This is a genomic window from Paraburkholderia sp. SARCC-3016, assembly GCF_031119615.1.
Taxonomy (GTDB): Bacteria; Pseudomonadota; Gammaproteobacteria; order Burkholderiales; family Burkholderiaceae; genus Paraburkholderia.
This window is the reverse complement of record NZ_JAVHZD010000023.1, coordinates 61321-84322: the sequence shown is the minus strand read 5'-3', so window position 1 is coordinate 84322 and position 23002 is coordinate 61321. Positions and strand designations below refer to the sequence as shown.

At 63.7% G+C, this 23002-nt stretch carries 29 protein-coding genes; 28 read left to right on the top strand and 1 reads right to left on the bottom strand.

Features of this window, described 5'->3' with window-relative positions:
- Positions 1–22: 22 nt before the first annotated feature.
- From QYH69_RS22780 to tatC, 27 genes are all read left to right on the top strand, one after another.
- On the top strand, positions 23–847 hold the full coding sequence (locus QYH69_RS22780; protein ID WP_308834026.1) for a thiazole synthase: 825 nt from the start codon (positions 23–25) through the stop codon (positions 845–847).
- Positions 844–1965, top strand: coding sequence for a thiamine phosphate synthase (gene thiE, locus QYH69_RS22775; protein WP_308834025.1), 1122 nt, complete (start codon positions 844–846; stop codon positions 1963–1965). The genes QYH69_RS22780 and thiE overlap by 4 nt, the downstream gene beginning before the upstream one ends.
- Positions 1966–2044: 79 nt before the next feature.
- Positions 2045–2872, top strand: a complete 828-nt coding sequence (locus QYH69_RS22770) for an ABC transporter ATP-binding protein (RefSeq protein ID WP_308834024.1) — start codon at positions 2045–2047, stop codon at positions 2870–2872.
- A complete protein-coding gene (mlaE, locus tag QYH69_RS22765; protein WP_308834023.1) occupies positions 2869–3636 on the top strand; it encodes a lipid asymmetry maintenance ABC transporter permease subunit MlaE in 768 nt (255 codons plus the stop codon). The genes QYH69_RS22770 and mlaE overlap by 4 nt, the downstream gene beginning before the upstream one ends.
- Positions 3637–3722: 86 nt before the next feature.
- On the top strand, positions 3723–4256 hold the full coding sequence (gene mlaD, locus QYH69_RS22760) for an outer membrane lipid asymmetry maintenance protein MlaD (RefSeq protein ID WP_308834022.1): 534 nt from the start codon (positions 3723–3725) through the stop codon (positions 4254–4256).
- 11 nt (positions 4257–4267) lie between these two features.
- Positions 4268–5227, top strand: coding sequence for a VacJ family lipoprotein (locus QYH69_RS22755; RefSeq protein WP_308834021.1), 960 nt, complete (start codon positions 4268–4270; stop codon positions 5225–5227).
- A 124-nt stretch (positions 5228–5351) separates the two neighbouring features.
- Positions 5352–5981 carry an ABC transporter substrate-binding protein gene (locus tag QYH69_RS22750; protein WP_308834020.1) on the top strand — a complete coding sequence of 210 codons (630 nt, stop codon included), beginning with the start codon at positions 5352–5354 and terminating at the stop codon, positions 5979–5981.
- 47 nt (positions 5982–6028) lie between these two features.
- Entirely contained in the window at positions 6029–6334 is a 306-nt protein-coding gene (locus tag QYH69_RS22745) for an STAS domain-containing protein (protein WP_308834064.1), read from the top strand.
- Positions 6335–6576: 242 nt separating this feature from the next.
- On the top strand, positions 6577–7503 hold the full coding sequence (locus QYH69_RS22740; protein WP_308834019.1) for an ABC transporter ATP-binding protein: 927 nt from the start codon (positions 6577–6579) through the stop codon (positions 7501–7503).
- Positions 7500–8255, top strand: coding sequence for an ABC transporter permease (locus QYH69_RS22735; RefSeq protein WP_308834018.1), 756 nt, complete (start codon positions 7500–7502; stop codon positions 8253–8255). Before QYH69_RS22740 ends, QYH69_RS22735 begins: the two co-directional genes overlap by 4 nt.
- A gap of 45 nt (positions 8256–8300) precedes the next feature.
- On the top strand, positions 8301–8540 hold the full coding sequence (locus QYH69_RS22730) for a BolA family protein (protein ID WP_075158304.1): 240 nt from the start codon (positions 8301–8303) through the stop codon (positions 8538–8540).
- Between the two features lie 12 nt (positions 8541–8552).
- The gene (murA, locus tag QYH69_RS22725; protein WP_374992472.1) at positions 8553–9920 is read left to right on the top strand and encodes a UDP-N-acetylglucosamine 1-carboxyvinyltransferase; all 1368 of its coding nucleotides are present in this window, start codon (positions 8553–8555) and stop codon (positions 9918–9920) included.
- Positions 9917–10633, top strand: coding sequence for an ATP phosphoribosyltransferase (gene hisG / locus QYH69_RS22720; protein WP_308834016.1), 717 nt, complete (start codon positions 9917–9919; stop codon positions 10631–10633). The genes murA and hisG overlap by 4 nt, the downstream gene beginning before the upstream one ends.
- A gap of 96 nt (positions 10634–10729) precedes the next feature.
- The gene (gene hisD / locus QYH69_RS22715; RefSeq protein ID WP_308834015.1) at positions 10730–12052 is read left to right on the top strand and encodes a histidinol dehydrogenase; all 1323 of its coding nucleotides are present in this window, start codon (positions 10730–10732) and stop codon (positions 12050–12052) included.
- A gap of 98 nt (positions 12053–12150) precedes the next feature.
- Positions 12151–13221, top strand: a complete 1071-nt coding sequence (gene hisC / locus QYH69_RS22710) for a histidinol-phosphate transaminase (RefSeq protein ID WP_308834014.1) — start codon at positions 12151–12153, stop codon at positions 13219–13221.
- Between the two features lie 63 nt (positions 13222–13284).
- Complete coding sequence (hisB, locus tag QYH69_RS22705; protein ID WP_075158300.1) at positions 13285–13872, top strand: imidazoleglycerol-phosphate dehydratase HisB; 588 nt, start codon at positions 13285–13287, stop codon at positions 13870–13872.
- A 76-nt stretch (positions 13873–13948) separates the two neighbouring features.
- Complete coding sequence (locus tag QYH69_RS22700) at positions 13949–14569, top strand: YchE family NAAT transporter (protein ID WP_075158299.1); 621 nt, start codon at positions 13949–13951, stop codon at positions 14567–14569.
- Between the two features lie 30 nt (positions 14570–14599).
- On the top strand, positions 14600–15241 hold the full coding sequence (gene hisH / locus QYH69_RS22695; RefSeq protein ID WP_308834013.1) for an imidazole glycerol phosphate synthase subunit HisH: 642 nt from the start codon (positions 14600–14602) through the stop codon (positions 15239–15241).
- A 230-nt stretch (positions 15242–15471) separates the two neighbouring features.
- Entirely contained in the window at positions 15472–16224 is a 753-nt protein-coding gene (gene hisA / locus QYH69_RS22690; RefSeq protein ID WP_075158297.1) for a 1-(5-phosphoribosyl)-5-[(5-phosphoribosylamino)methylideneamino]imidazole-4-carboxamide isomerase, read from the top strand.
- Positions 16225–16387: 163 nt separating this feature from the next.
- Positions 16388–17161: an imidazole glycerol phosphate synthase subunit HisF gene (hisF, locus tag QYH69_RS22685; protein ID WP_075158296.1), complete on the top strand. Its 774-nt coding sequence runs from the start codon at positions 16388–16390 to the stop codon at positions 17159–17161.
- A gap of 1 nt (position 17162) precedes the next feature.
- Positions 17163–17573 (top strand): phosphoribosyl-AMP cyclohydrolase, encoded by a 411-nt coding sequence (gene hisI / locus QYH69_RS22680; RefSeq protein ID WP_198039160.1) that lies wholly within the window; start codon positions 17163–17165, stop codon positions 17571–17573.
- Positions 17570–17938: a phosphoribosyl-ATP diphosphatase gene (locus QYH69_RS22675; protein WP_308834012.1), complete on the top strand. Its 369-nt coding sequence runs from the start codon at positions 17570–17572 to the stop codon at positions 17936–17938. The genes hisI and QYH69_RS22675 overlap by 4 nt, the downstream gene beginning before the upstream one ends.
- 60 nt (positions 17939–17998) lie before the next feature.
- Positions 17999–18394 (top strand): hypothetical protein, encoded by a 396-nt coding sequence (locus QYH69_RS22670; protein ID WP_075158294.1) that lies wholly within the window; start codon positions 17999–18001, stop codon positions 18392–18394.
- Positions 18395–18511: 117 nt separating this feature from the next.
- On the top strand, positions 18512–18877 hold the full coding sequence (locus QYH69_RS22665) for a histidine triad nucleotide-binding protein (protein WP_075159003.1): 366 nt from the start codon (positions 18512–18514) through the stop codon (positions 18875–18877).
- Between the two features lie 183 nt (positions 18878–19060).
- The gene (gene tatA, locus QYH69_RS22660) at positions 19061–19303 is read left to right on the top strand and encodes a Sec-independent protein translocase subunit TatA (RefSeq protein ID WP_075158293.1); all 243 of its coding nucleotides are present in this window, start codon (positions 19061–19063) and stop codon (positions 19301–19303) included.
- A gap of 40 nt (positions 19304–19343) precedes the next feature.
- Entirely contained in the window at positions 19344–19895 is a 552-nt protein-coding gene (gene tatB / locus QYH69_RS22655; RefSeq protein ID WP_308834011.1) for a Sec-independent protein translocase protein TatB, read from the top strand.
- A gap of 34 nt (positions 19896–19929) precedes the next feature.
- A complete protein-coding gene (gene tatC / locus QYH69_RS22650; protein ID WP_308834010.1) occupies positions 19930–20718 on the top strand; it encodes a twin-arginine translocase subunit TatC in 789 nt (262 codons plus the stop codon).
- Between the two features lie 111 nt (positions 20719–20829).
- Here the strand turns inward: tatC and QYH69_RS22645 are convergent, their stop codons facing one another.
- On the bottom strand, positions 20830–22041 hold the full coding sequence (locus tag QYH69_RS22645; RefSeq protein WP_075158290.1) for a Do family serine endopeptidase: 1212 nt from the start codon (positions 22039–22041) through the stop codon (positions 20830–20832).
- 20 nt (positions 22042–22061) lie between these two features.
- On the opposite strand from QYH69_RS22645, the gene QYH69_RS22640 reads away from it, so the two are divergent.
- Positions 22062–22808, top strand: a complete 747-nt coding sequence (locus tag QYH69_RS22640) for a Nif3-like dinuclear metal center hexameric protein (RefSeq protein WP_308834009.1) — start codon at positions 22062–22064, stop codon at positions 22806–22808.
- Positions 22809–23002: the final 194 nt, after the last annotated feature.

The following is a 23002-nucleotide window of genomic DNA, read 5'->3' as shown; positions in this document are numbered from 1 at the left end:
TGCCACAGGCAAGGACTGACTGATGACTTCCACTCAAGCCGCGCCCGCCGACGCGCTCACGCTGTACGGCGAGACTTTCGCGAGCCGCGTGCTGCTCGGCACGTCGCGCTATCCGTCGCTGCAATCGCTTTCCGATTCGATCGAAGCGGCGCGGCCCGGCATGGTCACCGTCGCATTGCGCCGGCAGATGAACGAGGGCGGCGCGCAGGCGGGTTTCTTCGATCTGCTCAAGCGCCATGCCGTGCCGTTGCTGCCGAATACGGCCGGTTGTCAGACGGTCGGCGAAGTGATCACGACCGCGCAGATGGCGCGCGAAGTCTTCGAAACCGACTGGATCAAGCTCGAACTGATCGGCGACGACTACACGCTGCAGCCCGACCCGGTCGGCCTGATCGACGCCGCCGCGAAGCTCGTGAAGGATGGCTTCAAGGTGCTGCCGTACTGCACCGAAGATCTCGTGATCGGCCGGCGCCTGCTCGACGCGGGCTGCGAAGCGCTGATGCCGTGGGGCGCGCCGATCGGCACGGGCAAGGGCCTCGTCAATCCGTACGGCTTGCGCGTGCTGCGCGAGCGGCTGCCCGATGTTCCGCTGATCGTCGATGCGGGGCTCGGCGTGCCGTCGCATGCAAGCCAGGTGATGGAATGGGGCTTCGACGGCGTGCTGCTGAACACGGCCGTGTCGCAGGCCACGCATCCGGAGACGATGGCGCGCGCATTCGCGCTCGGCGTCGAAGCGGGCCGCACCGCGTATCTCGCGGGGCCGATGGCCGAGCGCGAGACCGCGCATGCGAGCACGCCTGTCGTCGGCATGCCGTTCTGGCACCAGGATGGGAGCGCCGCGGCATGACCGACACACTGAAGCTGACGGGCCGCGACCTCTTCTGGCCGCCCGCCGACGAACTGACGGAAGCCGCCGAACGGATTCGCGCGCGTCTCGGCGACTGGCCGCCGACGCACGCACCGTGGCGCATCTGCCTGACCGCGCCCGATGCGCCGAACGGCGACGATCTGATCGTCGTCGCCGACGAGCAGCATCAGCAATACGGCGAGCAGATCGCGCGCTGGCTCGTGCAAGGGGCGGGCGTGATCGAAGCGGGTAAAAACGGCGCGACGCTGCATCTCGGCGGCGAGCGCTACCGGCTCGAAGGGCAACTGGCTGAAGATTGGCTCGCCGCGCTTGCGGCGTTCCTCGATTGCGGCTTCGACCCGCACGACGCGCTCGTGCTCGCGCTCGCGTGGCGCGACGGCGACGAAAAGCGCGCCAACGACGCGTGGCCGACCGACATCGCCCATTTCCCGCGCGTCGCCGGCTTGCCGGCCGCGCCGTCGCAGCCGTTCGCGCCGTGTCCGCACGACCTCGGCCTGTACCCGGTGCTGCCGACCGCGGAATGGGTCGAGCGCGTCGCCGGCTTCGGCGTGAAGACAATCCAGCTGCGCCGCAAGTCGGCCGAGCCGGCCGCCGAACTCGCGAGCGAAATCGCGCGTGCGGTGGCGGCCGGGCGCAAGTACGACGCGCGCGTGTTCATCAACGACCACTGGCAGGCGGCGCTCGAAGCGGGCGCCTATGGCGTCCACCTCGGCCAGGAGGACGTGCATACGGCCGATCTGCACGCGATCGCGGCCGCGGGCCTGCGCCTCGGCCTGTCGACGCACGGCTACTATGAGATGCTGACGGCGCTGCATTTCCGGCCGAGCTACATCGCGCTCGGCGCCGTATTCGCGACGACGACCAAGGTCATGCCGACCGCGCCGCAAGGTCTCGCGCGCCTCGCGCGCTACGTGCACCTGCTCGATGGCGTCGTGCCGATCCTCGCGATCGGCGGCATCAGCGGCGACGTGCTGCCGGCGGTGCTCGCGACCGGCGTGCGAAGTGCAGCCGTCGTGCGCGCGGTCACCGAAGCGGCTGATCCCGCCGCAGCCGTTGCATCATTGCAGAATGCTTTCGGCAGCCGATCGTCAGATTAAGTAAAGGGACAGAATGCAACAAGGCAGGGTTTTCACGATGGCCCTATAATTCGGCTTCCGTGTAAAAGGACTGTCAGAGTTGCCTTCTTCTCCCGAGACCCTCCTCGAGCTACGCGACGTCGACTTCGGTTACAGCGACCGGCTCGTTCTGTCGAACCTGAATCTGCGCTTTGGGCGCGGTCAGGTCGTGGCGGTGATGGGCGGCTCCGGGTGCGGCAAGACCACGGTGCTGCGCCTCATCGGCGGCCTCGAGCGTGCCCGGCGCGGCCAGGTGCTGTTCCATGGCGAGGACATCGGCGCGCAGACGCGGGACGGCCTCTACGCGCTGCGCCGTCGCATGGGCATGCTGTTCCAGTTCGGCGCGCTCTTCACCGATATGTCGGTGTTCGAGAACGTTGCATTTGCGCTACGCGAGCACACCGATCTTCCCGAAGAACTGATTCGCGACCTCGTGCTGATGAAGCTCAACGCAGTCGGCCTGCGCGGCGCGCGCGACCTGGCGCCGTCGGAAATTTCGGGCGGCATGGCGCGGCGCGTGGCGCTCGCGCGCGCGATCGCGCTCGATCCCGAGCTGATCATGTACGACGAGCCGTTCGCCGGTCTCGACCCGATCTCGCTCGGCATCACCGCGAACCTGATCCGCACGCTGAACCGCGCGCTCGGTGCGACGTCGATTCTCGTCACGCACGATGTGCCCGAATCGTTCGCCATTGCCGACTACGTGTACTTTCTCGCGAACGGCGGCGTGCATGCGCAAGGCACGCCGGACGAACTGCGCGCGTCGCAGGACCCGGTCGTGCGGCAGTTCATCGACGGCGCGCCCGACGGTCCGTTCAAGTTTCACTATGCGGGCAGCACGCCGCTTGCGGTGGATTTCGGCCTTGACGGCAACGGAGGCCGCTCATGATTTCGACCATCGGACGCTCGGTCCTCGGCGGCCTGGGCACCGCGGGCTACGGGGCGCGCATGTTCGTGCGCCTCGTGCTCGAGTTTTTTCCGCTGTTGCGCCGGCCGCGGCTTGTCACGAAACAGATTCATTTCGTCGGTAACTATTCGCTTGTCATCATCGCGGTGTCGGGGCTGTTCGTCGGCTTCGTGCTCGGGCTGCAGGGTTACTACACGCTGAATCGCTACGGTTCCGAGCAGGCGTTGGGTCTGCTCGTCGCGTTGTCGCTCGTGCGCGAACTGGGGCCGGTCGTGACCGCGCTGCTGTTCGCCGGGCGCGCGGGCACTTCGCTCACAGCGGAAATCGGCCTGATGAAGGCGGGCGAACAGCTGACGGCAATGGAAATGATGGCCGTCGATCCGCTGAAGGTAGTCGTCGCGCCGCGGATGTGGGCGGGCATCATCGCGATGCCGGTCCTTGCCGCGATTTTCAGCGCGGTCGGCATCGTCGGCGGTTATGTGGTGGGGGTGCTGCTGATCGGCGTCGATGCCGGCGCGTTCTGGTCGCAGATGCAAGGTGGCGTCGACGTCTGGCGCGACGTCGGCAACGGCGTGATCAAGAGCGTAGTGTTCGGTTTTGCGGTGACGTTCATCGCGCTTTTCCAGGGCTACGAAGCGAAGCCGACACCCGAAGGCGTGTCGCGCGCAACGACGAAAACGGTCGTCTACGCATCGCTTGCCGTACTCGGCCTCGATTTCCTGCTGACCGCACTGATGTTCAGCTAGGTCCCGCGCGGGTGCGCCGGGAAGCGGCGCGTCGCGCGCGCCCTTCGGCTGTGCGCCGGCGCGTCAAGATTCACTTTGGGATGACGATGAAAAAGACTGCTCTCGACTTCTGGGTCGGCCTGTTCGTGGTGCTAGGCTTCATTGCGCTGCTGTTCCTCGCGCTGAAAGCCGGCAACATGAGCTCGCTATCGTTCCAGGCAACCTACCCGGTCAAGCTCAAGTTCGACAACATTGGCGGCCTGAAGCCGCGCGCGCCGGTGAAGAGCGCGGGCGTCACGGTCGGCCGCGTGGCGTCGATCGGCTTCGACAGCAATACTTACCAGGCGCTCGTCACGATCGATATCGACAGGCAGTACCAGTTTCCGAAGGACAGCTCCGCGAAAATTCTCACGTCAGGGCTCCTCGGCGAGCAATACATCGGGCTCGAGCCGGGCGGCGACACCGAAATGCTGAAGGCCGGCGACACGATTGCGATGACGCAGTCGGCCATCGTGCTCGAAAACCTGATTGGACAATTCCTGTATAGCAAGGCCGCCGATTCGGGCGCAGCGAAGCCGGCGGCGTCTCCCGCGCCGGCACCTGCCGCGCCGGCTCAACCCGCCTCGGGCGCGGCTCAATAAGGAGAACAAGATTGCAGATAAAACTCCAGCGCGCCGCAGCGATCGCGCTTGCCGTAGCGGCTCTCGCCGGCTGCTCGACGGTTCAGACGCCGAGCAAGGACGACCCGTGGGAAGGCCTTAACCGTACCGTATTCACGTTCAACGACAAGGTCGACAGGTACGCACTGAAGCCGGTCGCGCAGGGCTACGTGAAGATCACGCCGCAGCCGGTGCGCGACAGCGTGACGAACTTCTTCTCGAACATCGGCGACGTCTACGTCGCGGCGAACAACCTGCTGCAGTTGAAGATCGCCGATGGTGTCGGCGACATCATGCGGATCGTGATCAACACAGTGTTCGGCGTCGGCGGCCTGTTCGACGTCGCGACGCTCGCGAAGCTGCCGAAGCACGATACCGATCTCGGCATCACGCTTGGCCACTACGGCGTGCCGTCGGGCCCGTATCTGGTGCTGCCGCTGTTCGGGCCGAGCACGGTGCGCGACGCGGCCGGCTATGTCGGCAACTATTTTGCGAACCCGATCTCGTATATCGATTCGGATGCGATCAGCTGGAGCCTGTGGGGCGTGCAGCTCGTCAACACGCGCGCGAACCTGCTGAACGCGAGCGACGTGCTCGAAGGCGCCGCGCTCGACAAGTACTCGTTCGTGCGCAACGCGTATCTGCAGCGGCGCCAGTATCTGCTGACGGGCGGCACGAGCGGCGCGCTGCCGAACTATGGCGACGGCGCGCCGCTGCCGAATTACGATCAGGATGGCGCGGGGGCCGCAGGCGCGGCCGGCGCGGTGCCGGGCGGCGGGGCCGTTCCCGCGGCGCCCGCATCGTCGGCGGCGCCGTCGCAGGCGCCCGAGGGTACGTCGGGCACGCCGGCTGCTGAAGGTGCTTCTCCGGCTTCCGGTACGCCGGCAATCGACACGGTGCCCGGCGGTCAGGTCGTTCCGCCGGGGCGTTATCCGTCACTGCGGCTGCGCTAGGCCGAACCGTTGCGAGCGCTCGTAACACCGGGATACAACTCTCGCAAGTTTCGCGTGGTTTACGATAGAACTTGCGTGATATCGTGGGCTCGAAGTTAGCGTTCTTCTTTTTGCAGGGCTTGAAATGAAAAAATTCTTCTTTATCCCGTTTTTTGCAGCATTATTCGCGTTCGGTGGCGCGGCGTCGGCGCAGACCGTCGATACGAATTCGCCGGACGGCATGGTCAAGACCGTCACGCAGCAGGTCGTCGATACGATCCGCTCGGACAAGTCGATCCAGCAAGGCGACATCAACCGGATCACGCAGCTCGTCAACGAGAAGATCCTGCCGTACATCGATTTCCGCCGCACCACGCAACTGGCGATGGGCCGCAGCTGGCGCACCGCTACGCCGCAGCAGCAGGAGCAGGTGGTCGAACAGTTCAAGATGCTGCTGATCCGCACCTACGCGGGCGCGCTCGCGCAGGTCCGCAATCAGGAAATCCAGTACAAGCCGTTCCGCGCGAATCCCGACGACACGGACGTCGTGGTCCGCTCGACCGTGATGAACAACGGTCAGCCGATCGAGCTCGACTACCGTCTGTACAAGACGCCGCAAGGCTGGCGCGTGTATGACATCAACGTGCTCGGCGCGTGGCTGATCCAGGCGTACCAGCAGCAGTTCCAGGAGCAGATCCAGCAGCACGGCGTCGACGGGCTGATCCAGTTCCTCACGCAGCGCAACCAGCAGCTGGCGGCGGGCAAGCAGTCGTGAACGGCACGCCACAACGGGCCGGTGTGGCCGGCGCCGCCGCCGGCAACCTGCCCGATCAATTCGCGACTGGCTCGACGCTGACGCACGCGAGCGCTAAAGAAGCGCTCGCTTCCGGTCTCGCACGCATCGCGGGCGGTGCGCGCGGCGTCGATTGCGCGCCGCTCACGCAATTCGATTCATCCGCGCTCGCGGTGCTGCTGGCATGGCAGCGCGCCGCGCATGCGCGTGGCGCAGTGCTGGAAGTCGTCAATCTCCCCGCCGGTCTTGCAAGTCTTGCGCAGGCCTATGGCGTCGACACGCTGCTGTCGGCGCGACATTCGCGTTCCATCGAACCCGAGCGCTCGCCTTCGTGATGCGCAGCTGAAACCGGCGATCTGGATTTCAGCGCCGGGTCGAACGCAAGTTGCCCCGCCTCTGCGCACCAGGTTTTGCCTCTGCAATTTCAGCTGCGGATTGCCCGCGCACTTTGCCCTATAATCAAACGTTTTTTGGGGCAAGCAGCCGGCCCCAATTTCGTTTCGCCGCACATTTCGTTGCATCCTTTCTCGTGCGCACCGCGCACTTTTCAGTCGCCGCCATCCGTCGGCGCATAGTCATGCCAGCCATAGAATTCCGTAACGTCAAGAAGCGCTATAAGAGTCTGCAAGCGCTCAAGGGCGTGAGTCTGACGGTTGAAGAAGGCGAGTTCTTCGGGCTGCTCGGCCCGAACGGCGCGGGCAAAACGACGCTCATCAGCATCCTCGCAGGTCTCGCGCGCGCCGACGAAGGCAGCGTCGCGGTGCGCGGCCATGACGTCGTCGACGATTTCCGTGCCGCGCGCCGCGCGCTCGGTGTCGTGCCGCAAGAACTGGTGTTCGATCCGTTTTTCACCGTGCGCGAAACCCTGCGCATCCAGTCCGGCTATTTCGGTCTGCGTCACAACGATGCCTGGATCGACGAAGTGATGGCCAATCTCGATCTGACCGAAAAAGCCGATGCGAACATGCGCGCGCTGTCGGGCGGCATGAAGCGCCGCGTGCTCGTCGCGCAGGCGCTCGTGCACCGGCCGCCCGTGATCGTGCTCGATGAGCCCACCGCGGGCGTCGACGTCGAATTGCGCCAGACGCTGTGGAAGTTCATTTCGCGTTTGAACCGCGAAGGCCACACGATCGTGCTGACCACGCACTACCTCGAAGAAGCCGAATCGCTGTGCGACCGCATCGCGATGCTGCGGCGTGGCGAGGTCGTGGCGCTCGAACGCACGAGCGAGCTGTTGCAGCGCTTCGCGGGCCTGCAGCTGTTCGTGCGTTTCGCGCAAGGCGTGCTGCCGGCCGAACTGCGCGCGCTCGAAGTCGAGGCGGGCACGGTCAACGCAAACGAGCATTCGCTGCGCCTGTCGACCTACGACGACGTCGAGCGGATTCTCTCGCAGTGCCGCGCGGCGGGCTGTTCATTCGATGAGATCGAGGTGCGCAAGGCGGATCTCGAAGACGTGTTCGTCCAGGTGATGAACGCGCCCGAAGTGGTCGAGGGGCTTGCATGAGCGGGTTTCGCACACTGTTCTACAAGGAGCTTCTGCGGTTCTGGAAGGTGTCGTTCCAGACGGTGCTCGCGCCGATCGTCACCGCGCTGCTGTATCTGATGATCTTCGGCCATGCGCTGCGCGACCATGTGCAGGTGTATAGCGGAGTCGGCTACACGAGCTTCCTGATTCCCGGCCTCGTGATGATGAGCGTGTTGCAGAATGCGTTTGCGAACAGCTCGTCGTCGCTGATCCAGTCGAAGATCACGGGCAATCTCGTGTTCGTGCTGCTGCCGCCGCTGTCGCACTGGGAAATGTACGGCGCCTACGTGCTTGCTTCGGTCGCGCGCGGTCTCGCGGTCGGCTTCGGCGTATTTATCGTGACCATCTGGTTCATTCCGGTCAGCTTCACTGCGCCGCTCTTCATCATCCTGTTTGCGGTGCTCGGGTCCGCGATTCTCGGCACGCTTGGCGTGGTGGCCGGCATCTGGGCCGAGAAGTTCGATCAGCTCGCGGCGTTCCAGAATTTCATCATCGTGCCGCTCACGTTCCTGTCGGGCGTGTTCTATTCGACGCACACGCTGCCGCCAGGCTGGCGCGAGGTGTCGCGGCTCAATCCGTTTTTCTACATGATCGACGGCTTTCGCTATGGCTTTTTCGGCCAGTCGGATATCAATCCGCTCGCGAGCCTCGCGATCGTCGCCGCTTTTTTCGTGGTGCTGGCCGTGCTCGCGATGCGTCTGCTCGCAAGCGGCTACAAGCTGCGCCATTAGCGGGCGTGAGCCCGCCCAGCAGCCCGGACAACCCAGGAGCGTCCCATGTTACCGACTCCCGAACAGATCAAGACATACATCTCGGCAGGCCTGCCGTGCGAGCATCTCGAAGTCGAGGGCGACGGCCAGCATTTCTTCGCGACCATCGTGTCGACGAGCTTCGAAGGCAAGCGGCTGATCCAGCGGCATCAGCTCGTCTACGCGGCGCTCGGCGATCGCATGCGCGAAGAAATCCACGCTCTCAGCATGAAAACACTGACGCCTGCCGAGTGGCAGAGCGCGTAATCTGGAACACTAGTGCGTATTACACAAGATAGTCAGGGCGCCGCAAGCGGCGCCGCCCACCTTTCCGCTCAGACGCAAAACAGCGCGCGCAACGAACAGGAACCGACAGGCATGGACAAACTCGTCATCGAAGGCGGTCGGCAGTTGGCAGGGGAGATTACCGTTTCGGGGGCCAAGAACGCGGCGCTGCCGATTTTTTGCGCAAGCCTGTTGAGCGCGGACCCGGTCCAGCTCGCGAACGTGCCGAATCTGCAGGACGTGCGCACGACGTTGAAGCTGTTGCGACAGATGGGCGTGCAGGCCGAGATGGCCGAGGACACCGGCAAGGTGATGCTCGATGCGTCGAAGGTGAACAACCTCGTCGCGCCGTACGAACTCGTGAAGACCATGCGTGCGTCGATTCTCGTGCTCGGTCCGCTCGTGGCGCGTTTCGGCGAAGCGAAAGTATCGCTGCCGGGCGGCTGTGCGATCGGTGCGCGGCCGGTCGACCAGCATATCAAGGGCCTGCAGGCGATGGGCGCCGAGATCACGATCGAGCATGGCTTTATCGAGGCGCGCGCGAAGCGGCTCAAGGGCGCGCGCATCATCACCGACATGATTACCGTGACGGGCACCGAGAACCTGCTGATGGCGGCCGTGCTCGCCCAAGGCGAGACGGTGCTCGAAAATGCGGCGCGCGAGCCGGAAGTGGCCGATCTCGCGCAACTGCTCGTCGCGATGGGCGCGAAGATCGACGGCGTCGGCACGGACCGGCTCGTGATCCAGGGCGTCGACAGGCTGCACGGCGCCGAACATGCGGTCGTGCCGGACCGCATCGAGGCGGGCACGTTCCTCTGCGCGGTCGCGGCTGCCGGCGGCGACGTGACGCTGCGCCACACGCGCCCGCAGACGCTCGAAGCCGTGATCGACAAGCTGCGCGAAGCAGGCGTCACGATCGACGAAGGCCCGGACTGGATGCGCGTGCGGATGAACCAGCGCGCGAAGGCCGTGTCGTTCCGCACCTCCGAATATCCGGCGTTCCCGACCGACATGCAGGCGCAATTCATGGCGCTCAACGCGATTGCCGATGGTCCGTCGCGGGTGGTCGAGACAATCTTCGAGAACCGCTTCATGCATGTGCAGGAGCTCAATCGTCTCGGCGCGAACGTCACGATCGACGGCAATACGGCGCTCGTGAACGGCGTCGACAAACTCTCGGGTGCGAAGGTGATGGCAACCGATCTGCGCGCGTCGGCAAGTCTCGTGATCGCGGGTCTGTGCGCCGAAGGCGAAACGCTGATCGACCGTATCTATCACCTCGACCGCGGCTACGACCGGATGGAAGTGAAGCTCACCGCGGTCGGCGCCAATGTGCGGCGCATTTCGGGCAAGCAGGCATGAGCGCCGCGCCGTCGAAGGATACTGCGTCGTCGTCCCGGCAAACGTCTTCTGCGCAGGGCGTTGTCGCGCCATTGACGCTTGCGTTGTCGAAAGGGCGTATTTTCGAGGAAACGGTGCCGCTGCTTGCGGCTGCGGGCGTAGAGGTAGCAGAAGATCCGGAGTCGTCGCGCAAGCTGATTTTGCCGACCACCGATCCGAACCTGCGCGTGATCATCGTGCGCGCGACCGACGTGCCGACCTACGTCGAATACGGCGCTGCCGATTTCGGTGTGGCCGGCAAGGACGTGTTGATCGAACACGGCGGCAGCGGACTGTACCAGCCCGTCGACCTCGATATCGCGCGTTGCCGCATGTCGGTTGCGGTGAAGGCCGGTTTCGACTATGCGAACGCGGTGCGGCAGGGCGCGCGGTTGCGCGTCGCGACCAAGTACGTGGAAACCGCGCGCGAACATTTCGCGGCGAAGGGCGTGCACGTCGACCTGATCAAGCTGTACGGCTCGATGGAACTCGCGCCGCTCGTGGGCCTCGCCGACGCGATCGTCGACCTCGTCAGCTCGGGCGGTACGTTGCGTGCGAACAATCTGGTCGAGGTCGAGGAGATCATGCAGATCTCGTCGCGCCTCGTCGTGAATCAGGCCGCGCTGAAGCTGAAGCGCGCCGCGCTGCGGCCATTCCTCGATGCGTTCGAACACGCATCGAAACGCGCGGCGTGACGACGCCCGGGCGGCGTCGTCACGCGAAGCAAAGCGCATTGCAACGTGCAGAGCCGAGCAACCCCGCCCGTGCGTACTACCGAAACGGATACCAGCATGTCTATCAAGATTCGCAAACTCGATTCCAGCGCTGAAGGATTCCGGAAGGCGCTGCACGCGGTGCTCGCGTTCGAGGCGAGCGAAGACGAGGCGATCGAGCGTGCGGTCGCGCAGATTCTCGCCGACGTGAAAGCACGTGGCGACGCGGCGGTGCTCGAGTACACGAACCGCTTCGACCGGCTCGACGCGCAGCACGTGGCCGCGCTCGAACTGCCGATGGCGGAACTCGAAGCGGCGCTCGAAAGCCTCGAGCCCAAGCGCCGCGCGGCGCTCGAAGCCGCGGCCGCGCGCGTGCGCGGTTACCACGAGAAGCAGAAGATCGAGTGCGGCAGCCATAGCTGGCAATACGAGGAAACGGACGGCACGGTGCTGGGCCAGAAGGTTACGCCGCTCGACCGCGCCGGCATCTATGTGCCGGGCGGCAAGGCCGCGTATCCGTCCTCGGTGCTGATGAACGCGATTCCGGCGCGTGTGGCCGGCGTGCGCGAAATCGTCATGGTCGTGCCGACGCCCGATGGCGTGAAGAACCCGCTCGTGCTCGCTGCGGCGCTGATCGGCGGCGTCGATCGCGTGTTCACGATCGGCGGTGCGCAGGCCGTCGGCGCGCTCGCCTACGGCACGGAAACGGTGCCGGCGGTCGACAAGATCTGCGGGCCGGGCAATGCGTATGTCGCGTCCGCGAAGCGGCGCGTATTCGGCACGGTCGGCATCGATATGATTGCCGGGCCGTCGGAAATTCTCGTGCTCTGCGACGGCACGACCGATCCGCGCTGGGTGGCGATGGACCTGTTCTCGCAGGCCGAACACGACGAACTCGCGCAGTCCATCCTGCTGTGTCCCGACGATGCGTTCATCGCGCGCGTCGAAGATGCGATCAACGAACTGTTGGCGTCGATGCCGCGCCGCGACGTGATCGCCGCGTCGCTGACGGGCCGCGGGGCGCTCGTCAAGGTGCGCGATATGACGGAAGCGTGCGCGATCGCGAACGAGATCGCGCCGGAGCACCTCGAGATCTCGGCGCTCGAACCGCAGCAATGGGCGCAGCAGATTCGTCATGCGGGCGCGATCTTCCTTGGCCGCTACACGAGCGAGAGCCTTGGCGACTATTGCGCGGGCCCGAACCACGTGCTGCCGACGTCGCGTACCGCGCGGTTTTCGTCGCCGCTCGGCGTGTACGACTTTTTCAAGCGATCGAGTGTGATCGAAGTCAGTGCGGAAGGCGCGCAAACGCTCGGCGAGATCGCAGCGGAACTCGCGTACGGCGAAGGACTGCCCGCACATGCACGCAGTGCGGAATACCGGATGAAACAGAACGGTTAGAAGAAACAGCTAGAAGAAAGCGGCTAGAAGAAAGCGGCTGGCCGAAAACGGCGGGACCAGAACGAGCGGCTTTACCGACGCGGCGCAGGCCGCACGCTATGACCACACCACAAGACATCATCCGCCGCGACGTGCTCGCGATGACGAGCTACCCGGTGCCGGACGCGACCGGCTACATCAAACTCGACGCGATGGAAAATCCGTTCGAGTTGCCGCCACCGCTTGCTGCCCAACTCGGCGAACGTCTGTCGGGCGTCGCGCTGAACCGCTATCCGGCGCCGCGTCCGGGCGCGCTCATCGACAAGCTCAAGCGCGTGATGCGGATACCGGCGAATTGCGACGTGCTGCTCGGCAACGGTTCCGACGAAATCATCAGCATGATTGCCGTGGCGTGCGCGCAGCCCGGCGCGAAGGTGCTCGCGCCCGTGCCCGGTTTCGTCATGTATCAGGTATCGGCGCAGCTCGCGAACCTCGAGTTTGTCGGCGTGCCGCTGAACGCCGATTTCACGCTCGATACGGGCGCGATGATCGCGGCCATCGAGGCGCACCGTCCGGCCGTCGTCTATCTGGCCTATCCGAACAACCCGACCGGCAATCTGTTCGACGAAAACGACATCGAGCGGATCATCGAAGCCGCGAACCGAAGCCTCGTGGTGATCGACGAGGCGTACCAGCCTTTCGCCGGGCACAGCTGGATGCCGCGCGCGGGCGATTTCGACAACGTAGTCGTGATGCGCACCGTATCGAAGCTCGGACTTGCCGGCATCCGCCTCGGCTATCTAGCGGGCCGCCCGGCATGGCTTGGCGAATTCGACAAGGTACGCCCGCCGTACAACGTCAACGTGCTGACCCAGGCAACCGCCGATTTCCTGCTCGATCATGTAGACCTGCTCGATGCGCAAGCCGCGCAACTGCGTTCGGAGCGCGCGAAACTGGCGCAGGCGGTAGCGGGCCTGCCCGGCGCCCACGTTTTTCCGAGCGCGGGCAATTTTCTGCTCGTACGCGTGCCCGATGCGTCCGCGACGTTCGAAACCCTGCTAAACGCGCGGGTTTTGATCAAAAACGTGAGTAAAATGCATCCATTGCTGGCGAATTGCGTACGTCTGACGGTCGGGTCTCCGGAACAGAACACGCAATTGCTTGCCGCGTTGAGGCTCGCGCTGCATTGAGCGAGCGCCGACGCGGCGGCTAATCTCCCACCTTACCTTTCAAGCAAGCTTCGAGGAATTGTCATGCGCCTTGCGGAAGTCGTTCGCAACACCAGCGAAACGCAGATCCGTGTGAAGATCGATCTGGACGGCACCGGTCAGCAGAAACTGGCCACCGGCGTGCCGTTCCTCGATCACATGCTCGACCAGATCGCGCGGCACGGACTCGTCGATCTGGATATCGAGGCGCATGGCGACACCCATATCGACGACCACCATACGGTCGAGGACGTTGGCATCACGCTCGGCCAGGCCGTTGCAAAGGCGGTCGGCGACAGGAAGGGCATCCGCCGCTACGGCCACGCCTACGTGCCGCTCGATGAAGCACTGTCGCGCGTCGTGATCGATTTCTCCGGGCGTCCGGGGCTCGAATTCCATGTGCCGTTCACGCGCGCGCGAATCGGCACGTTCGACGTCGATCTGTCGATCGAATTCTTCCGCGGATTCGTAAACCACGCGGGCGTCACGCTGCATATCGACAATCTGCGCGGCCTCAATGCCCATCATCAGATGGAAACGGTGTTCAAGGCGTTCGGCCGCGCACTGCGCATGGCGGTCGAACTGGACGAACGCGCGGCGGGGCAGATTCCGTCGACCAAGGGCAGCCTCTGATACGAATTTCGGGCACATTCTCGCGGCTCGAGCGTGCCCAACCGGACCGGTGCCGTGTCGACGCGCCCCGCTTGCAATGGATATCCTGAAGTCGTTTATTTCGCTGCTCGCGCTGATCAACCCGGTCGGTGTAGTGCCGTTTTTCCTGAGCCTGACCGCGCAGCAGTCGGAAGCGGAGCAACGGCGTACGATTCGCATCGCATCGATTTCAGTGTTCTGCGTAATTGCGGTGACGTCGCTGTGCGGACAGCAGATCATCAGTTTTTTCGGCATTTCGATCGGCTCGCTCGAAGTCGGCGGCGGCATCATCATGCTATTGATGGCGATCAGCATGCTCAACGCGCAGATCGGCAACGCGCGGGCGACGCCCGAAGAGCGCTACGAAGCCGAATCGAAGGACAACATCGCGGTCGTGCCGCTTGCGATTCCGCTTTTGACAGGACCCGGCTCGATCAGTACGGTCATCGTCTATTCGGCCAGCTTTCGCCATTGGTACGACCGCGTTAGTCTGATCGCTATCGGAGCGGTGCTCGCGGCCATCTGTTTCGTGTCGCTGCGTCTGGCCGAACCGATTGCGCGTTGGGTCGGTCGCACCGGTATCAATATCGGCACGCGGCTCATGGGTCTGATGCTGTCGGCGCTCGCGGTGGAATTTATCGTCGATGGCTTGAAGGCGCTGTTGCCTGCCCTGAAGTGAAATCTGTTGAAGTGACAACCCTGGTTTGAAATGAAGACTTCGATTGCGATTGTGGACTACGGAATGGGCAACCTGCGCTCGGTTGCGCAGGCGCTGAAAAAGGCTGCGCCCGAAGCGGAGGTGGCGATCGTCGATCGCCCCGAGGCGATCCGCGCGGCCGACCGCGTCGTGCTGCCGGGCCAGGGCGCGATGCCGGACTGCATGCGCTCGCTCGCTGAATCCGGCCTGCAGGATGCGGTGCTCGAAGCATCGCGCAACAAGCCGCTCATGGGCGTCTGCGTCGGCGAGCAGATGCTCTTCGACTGGAGCGCCGAGGGCGATACGCGCGGGCTCGGCCTGCTGTCGGGCAAGGTCGTGCGCTTCGAGCTCGAGGGGCAATTGCAGGACGACGGCTCGCGCTTCAAAGTGCCGCAGATGGGCTGGAACCGTGTCCGTCAGGCGCAGCCGCACCCGTTGTGGGACGGCGTGCCGGATCAGAGCTTCTTCTATTTCGTGCACAGCTACTACGTGGTGCCCGACAATGCCGCGCAAACCGCCGGCGAAACGATTTACGGCGCGCCGTTCACGTCGGCGGTCGCGCGCGACAATATCTTCGCTACCCAATTCCACCCGGAAAAAAGTGCGGATGCGGGCTTGCGCGTGTACCGTAATTTCGTGCACTGGAAACCATGAATTTCGCCGTCTTGCGCGACCCGTGCAGCTTCGGGCGCTTATGCACCCGCTCATGTGGCTGCTCATGTACCTGCTCACGTGGCTGGATGGACGCTCTACCAGACCTTCAGTGGGCCGTTGACGGGACACCCCCCACATTAGCAAGGCGGCCGAAAGAGTTGTACTAAACTAGCGGAACGGCTTCGCGCCGGCCGGACCTCAACCTTCTTCCCAGACATCACCCGATTGCTATGCTGCTGATCCCCGCCATCGACCTGAAAGACGGTCAATGTGTTCGCCTCAAACAGGGCGATATGGACCAGGCGACGATATTCTCCGAGGAGCCGGCGGCGATGGCCCGCCATTGGCTCGAACGCGGCGCGCGGCGCCTGCATCTCGTCGATCTGAATGGCGCATTCGCCGGCAAACCGCGCAATGAAGAGGCGATTCGCGCGATCATCGAAGAGGTCGGCGGCGAGATTCCGGTGCAGCTGGGCGGCGGCATCCGCGATCTGAACACGATCGAGCGCTATCTCGACGATGGCCTCGAGTACGTGATCATCGGCACCGCGGCGGTGAAGAACCCCGGATTTCTGCTCGAGGCCTGCACGGCGTTTGGCGGTCACATCATCGTCGGCCTCGACGCGAAAGACGGCAAGGTCGCCACCGACGGCTGGAGCAAGCTGACCGGCCACGAAGTGGCGGATCTCGCGCGCAAGTTCGAAGACTACGGGTGCGAATCGATCATTTACACGGACATCGGCCGCGATGGCATGATGCAGGGCATCAATATCGAGGCGACCGTGCGTCTTGCGCGCGCGGTGAAGATTCCGGTCATCGCGAGCGGCGGACTGTCCAACCTCGCGGATATCGAGGCGCTGTGCGAAGTCGAAGATGAAGGCATCGAAGGCGTGATTTGCGGCCGGGCGATCTACTCGGGCGACCTCGACTTCGCCGCTGCGCAAACGCATGCGGACCGTTTGCGCGAATCGGACGACGCGTGAGCGGCGGCGTTGTCGAGCCGCATGGCCTGTCGATAGCTTCGTCGTCGATAAACTTCGTCGTCGATTGTTACGTCGTCGTCGTGCACGTCGCCATCGCGCACTGCAGCGCGCCGTCCATCATGTAGTAGCACAGCACACCGCTCACGTAAGCATCCGCACCATCATGGCCTTAGCTAAACGCATCATCCCGTGTCTTGACGTGACTGCCGGGCGCGTCGTCAAGGGTGTCAACTTCGTCGAGCTGCGCGACGCGGGCGATCCCGTCGAAATCGCGCGCCGCTATGACGAGCAGGGCGCCGACGAACTCACGTTTCTCGACATTACCGCGACGTCCGATCAGCGCGATCTGATCCTGCCGATCATCGAGGCGGTCGCGTCGCAGGTGTTCATTCCGCTGACGGTCGGCGGTGGCGTGCGCGCGGTCGAAGACGTGCGGCGGTTGCTCAATGCCGGCGCGGACAAGATCAGCATCAATTCGTCGGCGATCGCGAATCCACAGCTCGTGCGCGATGCGACGGACAAATACGGTTCGCAGTGCATCGTCGTCGCGATCGATGCGAAGCGCGTGTCGGCCGACGGCGAACCGTCGCGCTGGGAAGTGTTCACGCACGGCGGGCGTAAGGCGACCGGTCTCGACGCGATCGAATGGGCGCGCAAGATGGCCGGGTTCGGCGCCGGCGAAATCCTGCTCACCAGCATGGATCGCGACGGCACGAAAAGCGGCTTCGATCTCGCGTTGACGCGTGCGGTGTCGGATGCAGTGCCGGTGCCGGTCATTGCATCAGGGGGGGTCGGTACGCTCGCGCATCTTGCAGACGGCATCCGGGACGGCCGTGCGGACGCGGTGCTGGCCGCGAGCATCTTCCACTATGGCGAACATACGGTCGGCGAAGCCAAGCGCTTCATGGCCGATCAGGGCATTTCGGTGAGGTTGTGACGTGGTGAACGCTTCGGGTGTCGACTGGCTCGACAAGGTCAAATGGGACGCGAACGGCCTTGTGCCGGTCATCGCGCAGGAAGCCGCGACGAACGACGTGCTGATGTTCGCGTGGATGAACCGGGAGGCGCTCGCCAGGACGGTCGAGACGGGCCGTGCGGTGTATTTTTCGCGTTCGCGCCAGCGGCTGTGGTTCAAGGGCGAAGAGTCCGGACACGTGCAGCACGTGCACGAAGTGCGGCTCGATTGCGACGAAGATGTCGTCCTGCTCAAGGTCGAACAGGTGTCGGGCATTGCGTGCCACACGGGCCGCCACTCGTGCTTCTTCCAGAAATTCGAAGGCTCGGTCGACGACGGCGAGTGGGTCGCCGTCGATCCGGTACTGAAAGACCCCGAACACATCTACAAATGACGCAAGCACACACGCATGACACGCTGCTGCGCCTCGCGGCGATTATCGACAGCCGCAAGGGCGGCGATCCCGAGACTTCGTACGTGTCGCGCCTGTTTCATAAGGGCGACGACGCGGTGCTGAAAAAGATCGGCGAGGAGGCGACCGAAGTCGCGCTCGCCGCCAAGGATGTGCGCCACGGCCGCGAGGCCAAAGCGCTGGTCTATGAGATGGCCGATCTGTGGTTTCATTGTCTGGTGGCGCTGTCGCATTTCGATTTGAACCCGGCCGATGTGCTGGCCGAACTCGAGCGGCGCGAGGGACTTTCGGGAATCGAGGAAAAGGCCTTGCGCAAGAGCCGCGACCGCGAGCAGAACGGCGACTGAGGTCTTGCGTCGAACGGCATCGGATAGGCGCTTTTGATCGCACCTGAAGGAGGACGCAACATGGAGCAGTCGCATGGCGGATATCCGCCGCCGACATATCAGAGCGCGGTCGAAATCGACCGCCAGCGCGGCCTGCGCACGCTGACGCACGTGCTGTATGCGCTCTACGCCGTGTACTGGCTGACGGGCGGCATATCCGTGCTGGTCGCGATCATCATCAACTATCTGAAGCGCGCGGAGACGGTCGGCACGCCGTACGAGGCGCACTTCGAGTGGCAGATCCGCACGTTCTGGATGGGCCTCATCGGCCATCTGATCGGCGTGGCGCTTTTCATCGTGCTGATCGGCGTGCCGATTCTATGGGCTGTCGCGATCTGGACGTTGTACCGTATTATCAAAGGCTGGCTGTATCTGTACGACAACAAGCCGCTGCAGAACCCGCGTGCGTGGTTCTGAGCGGTGAGCGATCCGCCGGCGCTGCTGCGTCGGCTGGCGCAAGCGAAATCGGGGAACCTCGCGGAGAACTGCGCGGGGAAACCGCGTAGCGAACCACGCGCAAGCATCGGGAAGACCATGAGCCACGATCCGAACTGCCTTTTCTGCAAGATCGCCGCAGGCGAAATTCCGTCGACTAAAGTTCATGAAGACGACGAGTTCGTCGCGTTCCGCGATATCCGGCCGGCCGCCGATACCCACGTCCTCGTGATTCCACGCAAACATATCGCCACGCTGACCGATTGCCACGAAAGCGACGCCCCTCTGCTTGGTAGAATGCTCGTACTGGTGGCACGTCTTGCGGACAAGCTCGGCGTCGCCTATACGGGTGGTGAAACGGGCTTCCGGACGGTAATCAATACCGGTCCGGGTGGCGGTCAGGAGGTATATCACCTGCACGCGCATCTGCTGGCCGGTCCGCGGCCATGGTTGCGCATGGGGTGACATATGTTCATCACCGAACGGCGGCGATACTGTCGGTCTTCCGAAAGTTTCGCAGGTCGGAGGTGATGCCGGTACCGGTTCGATAAGCAGAAAAAGGACGGAGCGCTTTCGCTCCAATTCGGGCTGCAAGGCCCAAGGGTTTTTCTTCACGTCGGTGGGCGACGGGAGACAAGGAGAGTTTTCATGGGTTCGTTGAGTATCTGGCATTGGCTGATCGTTCTGCTGATCGTTGCTCTGGTGTTCGGCACGAAGAAGCTGCGCAACATCGGCAGCGATCTGGGCGGCGCCGTAAAGGGCTTTAAAGAAGGCATGAAGGACGCGGACGCGCCGGCCGACGCGCAGGCGCAGCAACGTGAACTGCCGCGCGCGGGCACGATCGACGTCGACGCGAAAGAAAAGGCCACGCATTCGGGCGACTCGCGCTAAGCCGGCGGTTCGCGCGGCACACTGACGGGAAGCTCATTCGATGCTGGACCTCGGTCTCACCAAAATGGCGTTGATCGGCGTGGTCGCGCTGGTCGTGCTCGGCCCTGAGCGGTTGCCGCGCGTCGCCCGTACCGCGGGTGCGTTATTCGGCCGCGCGCAGCGCTATATCAACGACGTGAAGGCCGAAGTCACGCGTGAAATCGAACTCGACGAGCTGCGGCGGATGAAAACCGAATTCGAATCGGCCGCGCAGAACGTCGAGACGACGATTCACGACAACCTGCGCAAGCACGAAACCGAGCTGAACGAGGCGTGGAAGGCGGGCACGTCGGTGTCGCCGAGCATCGCGGGAGGCGGCGGCGAAGATAGCGCTAGTTCGGCGTCGAACGGTGCGTCGACATCGCCGTGGAACGGTTTCGGCACCGCTACGCCGATGAACGCGCCGAAGCGCAAGAACTGGCGTATCAAACAGACGGCCACACCGTCGTGGTACAAACGTGCGACCGCGCGCCGTACGCACGTGCAGTCGGGCGCGGCCCGCGTGGCGCGCCACAAGCCGGCCAGCATGCGGCGCACGACGCGCTTCTTCTGATAACTCGTGAATCCATCTCCTACCGAGGGCCGGTGTGAGCGACCCCCAGCACAAGCAGAACGAAGGTCCTGAAGAGACCTTCATCTCCCATCTCGTCGAACTGCGCAATCGCATCATTCGCGCCGGCCTTGCTGTCGTTGTCGTGTTCGTGGGGCTCGTCTACTGGGCTCCGGACATCTTCAGGCTGCTCGCGCGGCCGCTGATGATGAACCTGCCCAAAGACGGCAAGATGATCGTCACCGATGTGACCGGCTCGTTCTTCGTTCCGATGAAAGTGACGATGCTCGTCGCGTTCGTCATTGCCCTGCCGATCGTGCTGTACCAGATCTGGGCATTCGTCGCGCCGGGGCTTTATCAGCACGAGAAGAAGCTCGTGATGCCGCTCGTCAGCAGCAGCTATGTGCTGTTTCTGTGCGGGATGGCGTTCGCGTACTTCGTCGTGTTTCCGACGATCTTCCGCGTGATGGCGCACTACAACGCGCCGCTCGGCGCGGAAATGACCACCGACATCGACAACTACCTGAGCTTCGTGCTGACGATGTTCCTTGCGTTCGGCGTGACGTTCGAAGTGCCGATCGTCGTCGTGCTGCTCGTGCGCATGGGCGTGCTGACGGTGCAGAAGCTCAAGCAGATTCGCCCGTACGTGGTGGTCGGTGCGTTTGTCGTGTCGGCGGTCGTGACGCCGCCCGACGTGTTCTCGCAGCTGATATTGGCTATTCCGCTGATCGTTCTGTACGAAGCGGGCATTATCGCGGCGCGGCTTTTCGTCAGTAAGCCGGCGATCGAGGTAGAGAAAGAGAGCGAGGGCAACGCGGCGCAGTAGCAACGCGGCTCGTGGGGCGGCAGAGGGGCGGGCAGGGCGTTTAAACGCTGTCGCCGCCCACCCGCGGTCACCGGGCCGGTCGGCGACGAGTCGGATCGCAGTTCAGCGACCTCAGCCGCCGTCATCCCCCTGGTCTTCATCGTCCGATGACGACTGCTTCGGCGGCGGCGGACGCTTGCCGATCATCACGGTCAGATCCATTTCCTTGTTCTTGCGCACCAGATGCACCTTTGCGTCGGTGCCCGGCTTGATCTGCGCGATGACGTTCAGAAGACGCGTGGTATCGGTGATGTCCTGCCCATTCACGCCGACCAGAATGTCGCCGGGCTTGATGCCCGCCTTGTCGGCCGGTCCGCCTTTCAGCACGCCGGCAACGATGGCGCCGGTCTTCTGCTCGAGCCCGAACGATTCCGCGATTTCAGGCGTTACATCCTGCGGCTCGACGCCGATCCAGCCGCGCGTCACCGTGCCGGTGGTAATGATGCTTTCGAGCACGCTGCGCGCGGTCGACACGGGAATGGCAAAGCCGATGCCGAGCGAGCCGCCCGAGCGCGAATAGATGGCGGTATTGATGCCGAGCAGATTGCCGTGAATATCGACGAGCGCGCCGCCCGAGTTACCGGGGTTGATCGGCGCGTCGGTCTGAATGAAGTTCTCGAAAGTATTGATGCCGAGGTGGTTGCGCCCGAGCGCGCTGACAATGCCCATCGTCACCGTCTGGCCGACGCCGAACGGGTTGCCGATCGCCAGTACCACGTCGCCGACGCGCGTCTGGTCCATGCGGCCGAGTGTAATGGTCGGCAGGTTGCTCATGTTGACCTTCAGCACGGCGAGATCGGTTTCGGGGTCGACGCCAATCACCTTCGCTTCGCTCGTGCGGCCGTCGGCGAGTGCGATTTCGATCTGATCCGCGCCGTCCACGACATGCTGGTTCGTTAGAATGTAGCCTTCCGAACTCACAATCACACCCGAGCCCAGATTTGCTGCCGGCTGCTCCTGCTGGCGGCGGTTACGGTCGCCGAAGAAGTAGCGGAAGAGCGGGTCTTTCGCGCGCGGGTCCGGCGGCAGCGATCCGTCCTTGCTGGAGAACACGTTGACGACCGCCGGCATCGCTTTTTGCGCCGCGTCGGCATAGGAGCTTTCCAGGGGGCCGCCGCCGAGCCCCGGCGCCACTTCGCGCAGGGCGACGATCGGTTCGGCCAGTTGCTTGCCGAATTGCCCTTGTCGCTGCAGCCATTGGGGCTTGAGCGTCGCGATGATGAACATCAGCGCGAGCAGCACCGTCACCGCCTGGGCGAACAACAGCCAAAAGCGTCTGAGCATCTGAAAAATTAGAGGTTTATATGGATCGGATCGAACTGGAATTGTACTTGAACAACGTCCTCGAAGCCTCACGGTTCAAGGACTATTGCCCGAACGGACTGCAGGTCGAGGGACGTCGCAAGGTCGAGAAAATCGCAACCGGCGTGACCGCTTCGCTCGCGTTTCTCGAGGCCGCGCTCGAGTGGGGCGCGGACGCGCTCATCGTTCACCACGGCTACTTCTGGCGCAACGAGCCGCCGCAGATCACCGGTCGTAAATACCAGCGCCTGAAGCTGCTGCTCGCCAACGACATCAATCTGTTCGCGTACCACCTCCCGCTCGACGACCATCCGGTCTACGGCAATAACGCCCAGCTCGGCGCGAGGCTCGGCCTGATCGGCGACGCGCGCTTCGGCGGCGACGACATCGGCTGGATGTCGACGCTGCCGATGCCAATCACGCTCGCGCACTTCTCGGCGCAGGTCGAGCACACGCTTTCCCGCCCACCGCTCGTGCTCGGCGACCCGGACCAGGAACTGCGGCGCGTCGCATGGTGCACAGGCGCCGCGCAAGGCTATTTCGACGCGGCGATCGAGGCGGGCGCCGATGTCTACCTGACCGGCGAGATCTCCGAGCAGAACACGCATATGGCGGCCGAAAGCGGCGTCGCATTCGTGGCGGCGGGGCACCACGCGACCGAGCGTTTCGGCGTCCAGGCGCTCGGTTCGCATCTCTCGGAAGCATTCGATCTCGAGCATCTGTTTATCGATATTCATAATCCGGTCTAGTTGCGACAAAAACGGTCCGAAGCGGTCAAAAGCATGCGAACCGAATCAATTAGAAAACACAGGAGATACTTAAATCCGCATAAGAGAAATGTTTGCGAACCGTGCGGGAATACCCTGATTTATCAATAACTTCGCATGGTTTTTGGTTGTCAGCCCTTGTAAATGGCGACTCCATTCGAGCAAACTAGCGGCGG

What these genes read in the sequence shown, in the direction of transcription:
- QYH69_RS22670 (WP_075158294.1), top strand. Translation starts at nt 17,999, where the DNA reads ATGGAGCAGTCGCATGGCGGATATCCGCCGCCGACATATCAGAGCGCG.
- hisF (WP_075158296.1), top strand. Translation starts at nt 16,388, where the DNA reads ATGGCCTTAGCTAAACGCATCATCCCGTGTCTTGACGTGACTGCCGGG.
- hisG (WP_308834016.1), top strand. Translation starts at nt 9,917, where the DNA reads ATGAGCGCCGCGCCGTCGAAGGATACTGCGTCGTCGTCCCGGCAAACG.
- QYH69_RS22780 (WP_308834026.1), top strand. Translation starts at nt 23, where the DNA reads ATGACTTCCACTCAAGCCGCGCCCGCCGACGCGCTCACGCTGTACGGC.
- tatA (WP_075158293.1), top strand. Translation starts at nt 19,061, where the DNA reads ATGGGTTCGTTGAGTATCTGGCATTGGCTGATCGTTCTGCTGATCGTT.
- hisC (WP_308834014.1), top strand. Translation starts at nt 12,151, where the DNA reads ATGACCACACCACAAGACATCATCCGCCGCGACGTGCTCGCGATGACG.
- QYH69_RS22730 (WP_075158304.1), top strand. Translation starts at nt 8,301, where the DNA reads ATGTTACCGACTCCCGAACAGATCAAGACATACATCTCGGCAGGCCTG.
- hisH (WP_308834013.1), top strand. Translation starts at nt 14,600, where the DNA reads ATGAAGACTTCGATTGCGATTGTGGACTACGGAATGGGCAACCTGCGC.
- tatB (WP_308834011.1), top strand. Translation starts at nt 19,344, where the DNA reads ATGCTGGACCTCGGTCTCACCAAAATGGCGTTGATCGGCGTGGTCGCG.
- mlaE (WP_308834023.1), top strand. Translation starts at nt 2,869, where the DNA reads ATGATTTCGACCATCGGACGCTCGGTCCTCGGCGGCCTGGGCACCGCG.
- QYH69_RS22735 (WP_308834018.1), top strand. Translation starts at nt 7,500, where the DNA reads ATGAGCGGGTTTCGCACACTGTTCTACAAGGAGCTTCTGCGGTTCTGG.
- hisB (WP_075158300.1), top strand. Translation starts at nt 13,285, where the DNA reads ATGCGCCTTGCGGAAGTCGTTCGCAACACCAGCGAAACGCAGATCCGT.
- thiE (WP_308834025.1), top strand. Translation starts at nt 844, where the DNA reads ATGACCGACACACTGAAGCTGACGGGCCGCGACCTCTTCTGGCCGCCC.
- QYH69_RS22700 (WP_075158299.1), top strand. Translation starts at nt 13,949, where the DNA reads ATGGATATCCTGAAGTCGTTTATTTCGCTGCTCGCGCTGATCAACCCG.
- QYH69_RS22750 (WP_308834020.1), top strand. Translation starts at nt 5,352, where the DNA reads ATGAAAAAATTCTTCTTTATCCCGTTTTTTGCAGCATTATTCGCGTTC.
- hisA (WP_075158297.1), top strand. Translation starts at nt 15,472, where the DNA reads ATGCTGCTGATCCCCGCCATCGACCTGAAAGACGGTCAATGTGTTCGC.
- hisD (WP_308834015.1), top strand. Translation starts at nt 10,730, where the DNA reads ATGTCTATCAAGATTCGCAAACTCGATTCCAGCGCTGAAGGATTCCGG.
- QYH69_RS22665 (WP_075159003.1), top strand. Translation starts at nt 18,512, where the DNA reads ATGAGCCACGATCCGAACTGCCTTTTCTGCAAGATCGCCGCAGGCGAA.
- QYH69_RS22645 (WP_075158290.1), bottom strand. Translation starts at nt 22,041, where the DNA reads ATGCTCAGACGCTTTTGGCTGTTGTTCGCCCAGGCGGTGACGGTGCTG.
- QYH69_RS22640 (WP_308834009.1), top strand. Translation starts at nt 22,062, where the DNA reads ATGGATCGGATCGAACTGGAATTGTACTTGAACAACGTCCTCGAAGCC.
- QYH69_RS22675 (WP_308834012.1), top strand. Translation starts at nt 17,570, where the DNA reads ATGACGCAAGCACACACGCATGACACGCTGCTGCGCCTCGCGGCGATT.
- mlaD (WP_308834022.1), top strand. Translation starts at nt 3,723, where the DNA reads ATGAAAAAGACTGCTCTCGACTTCTGGGTCGGCCTGTTCGTGGTGCTA.
- QYH69_RS22740 (WP_308834019.1), top strand. Translation starts at nt 6,577, where the DNA reads ATGCCAGCCATAGAATTCCGTAACGTCAAGAAGCGCTATAAGAGTCTG.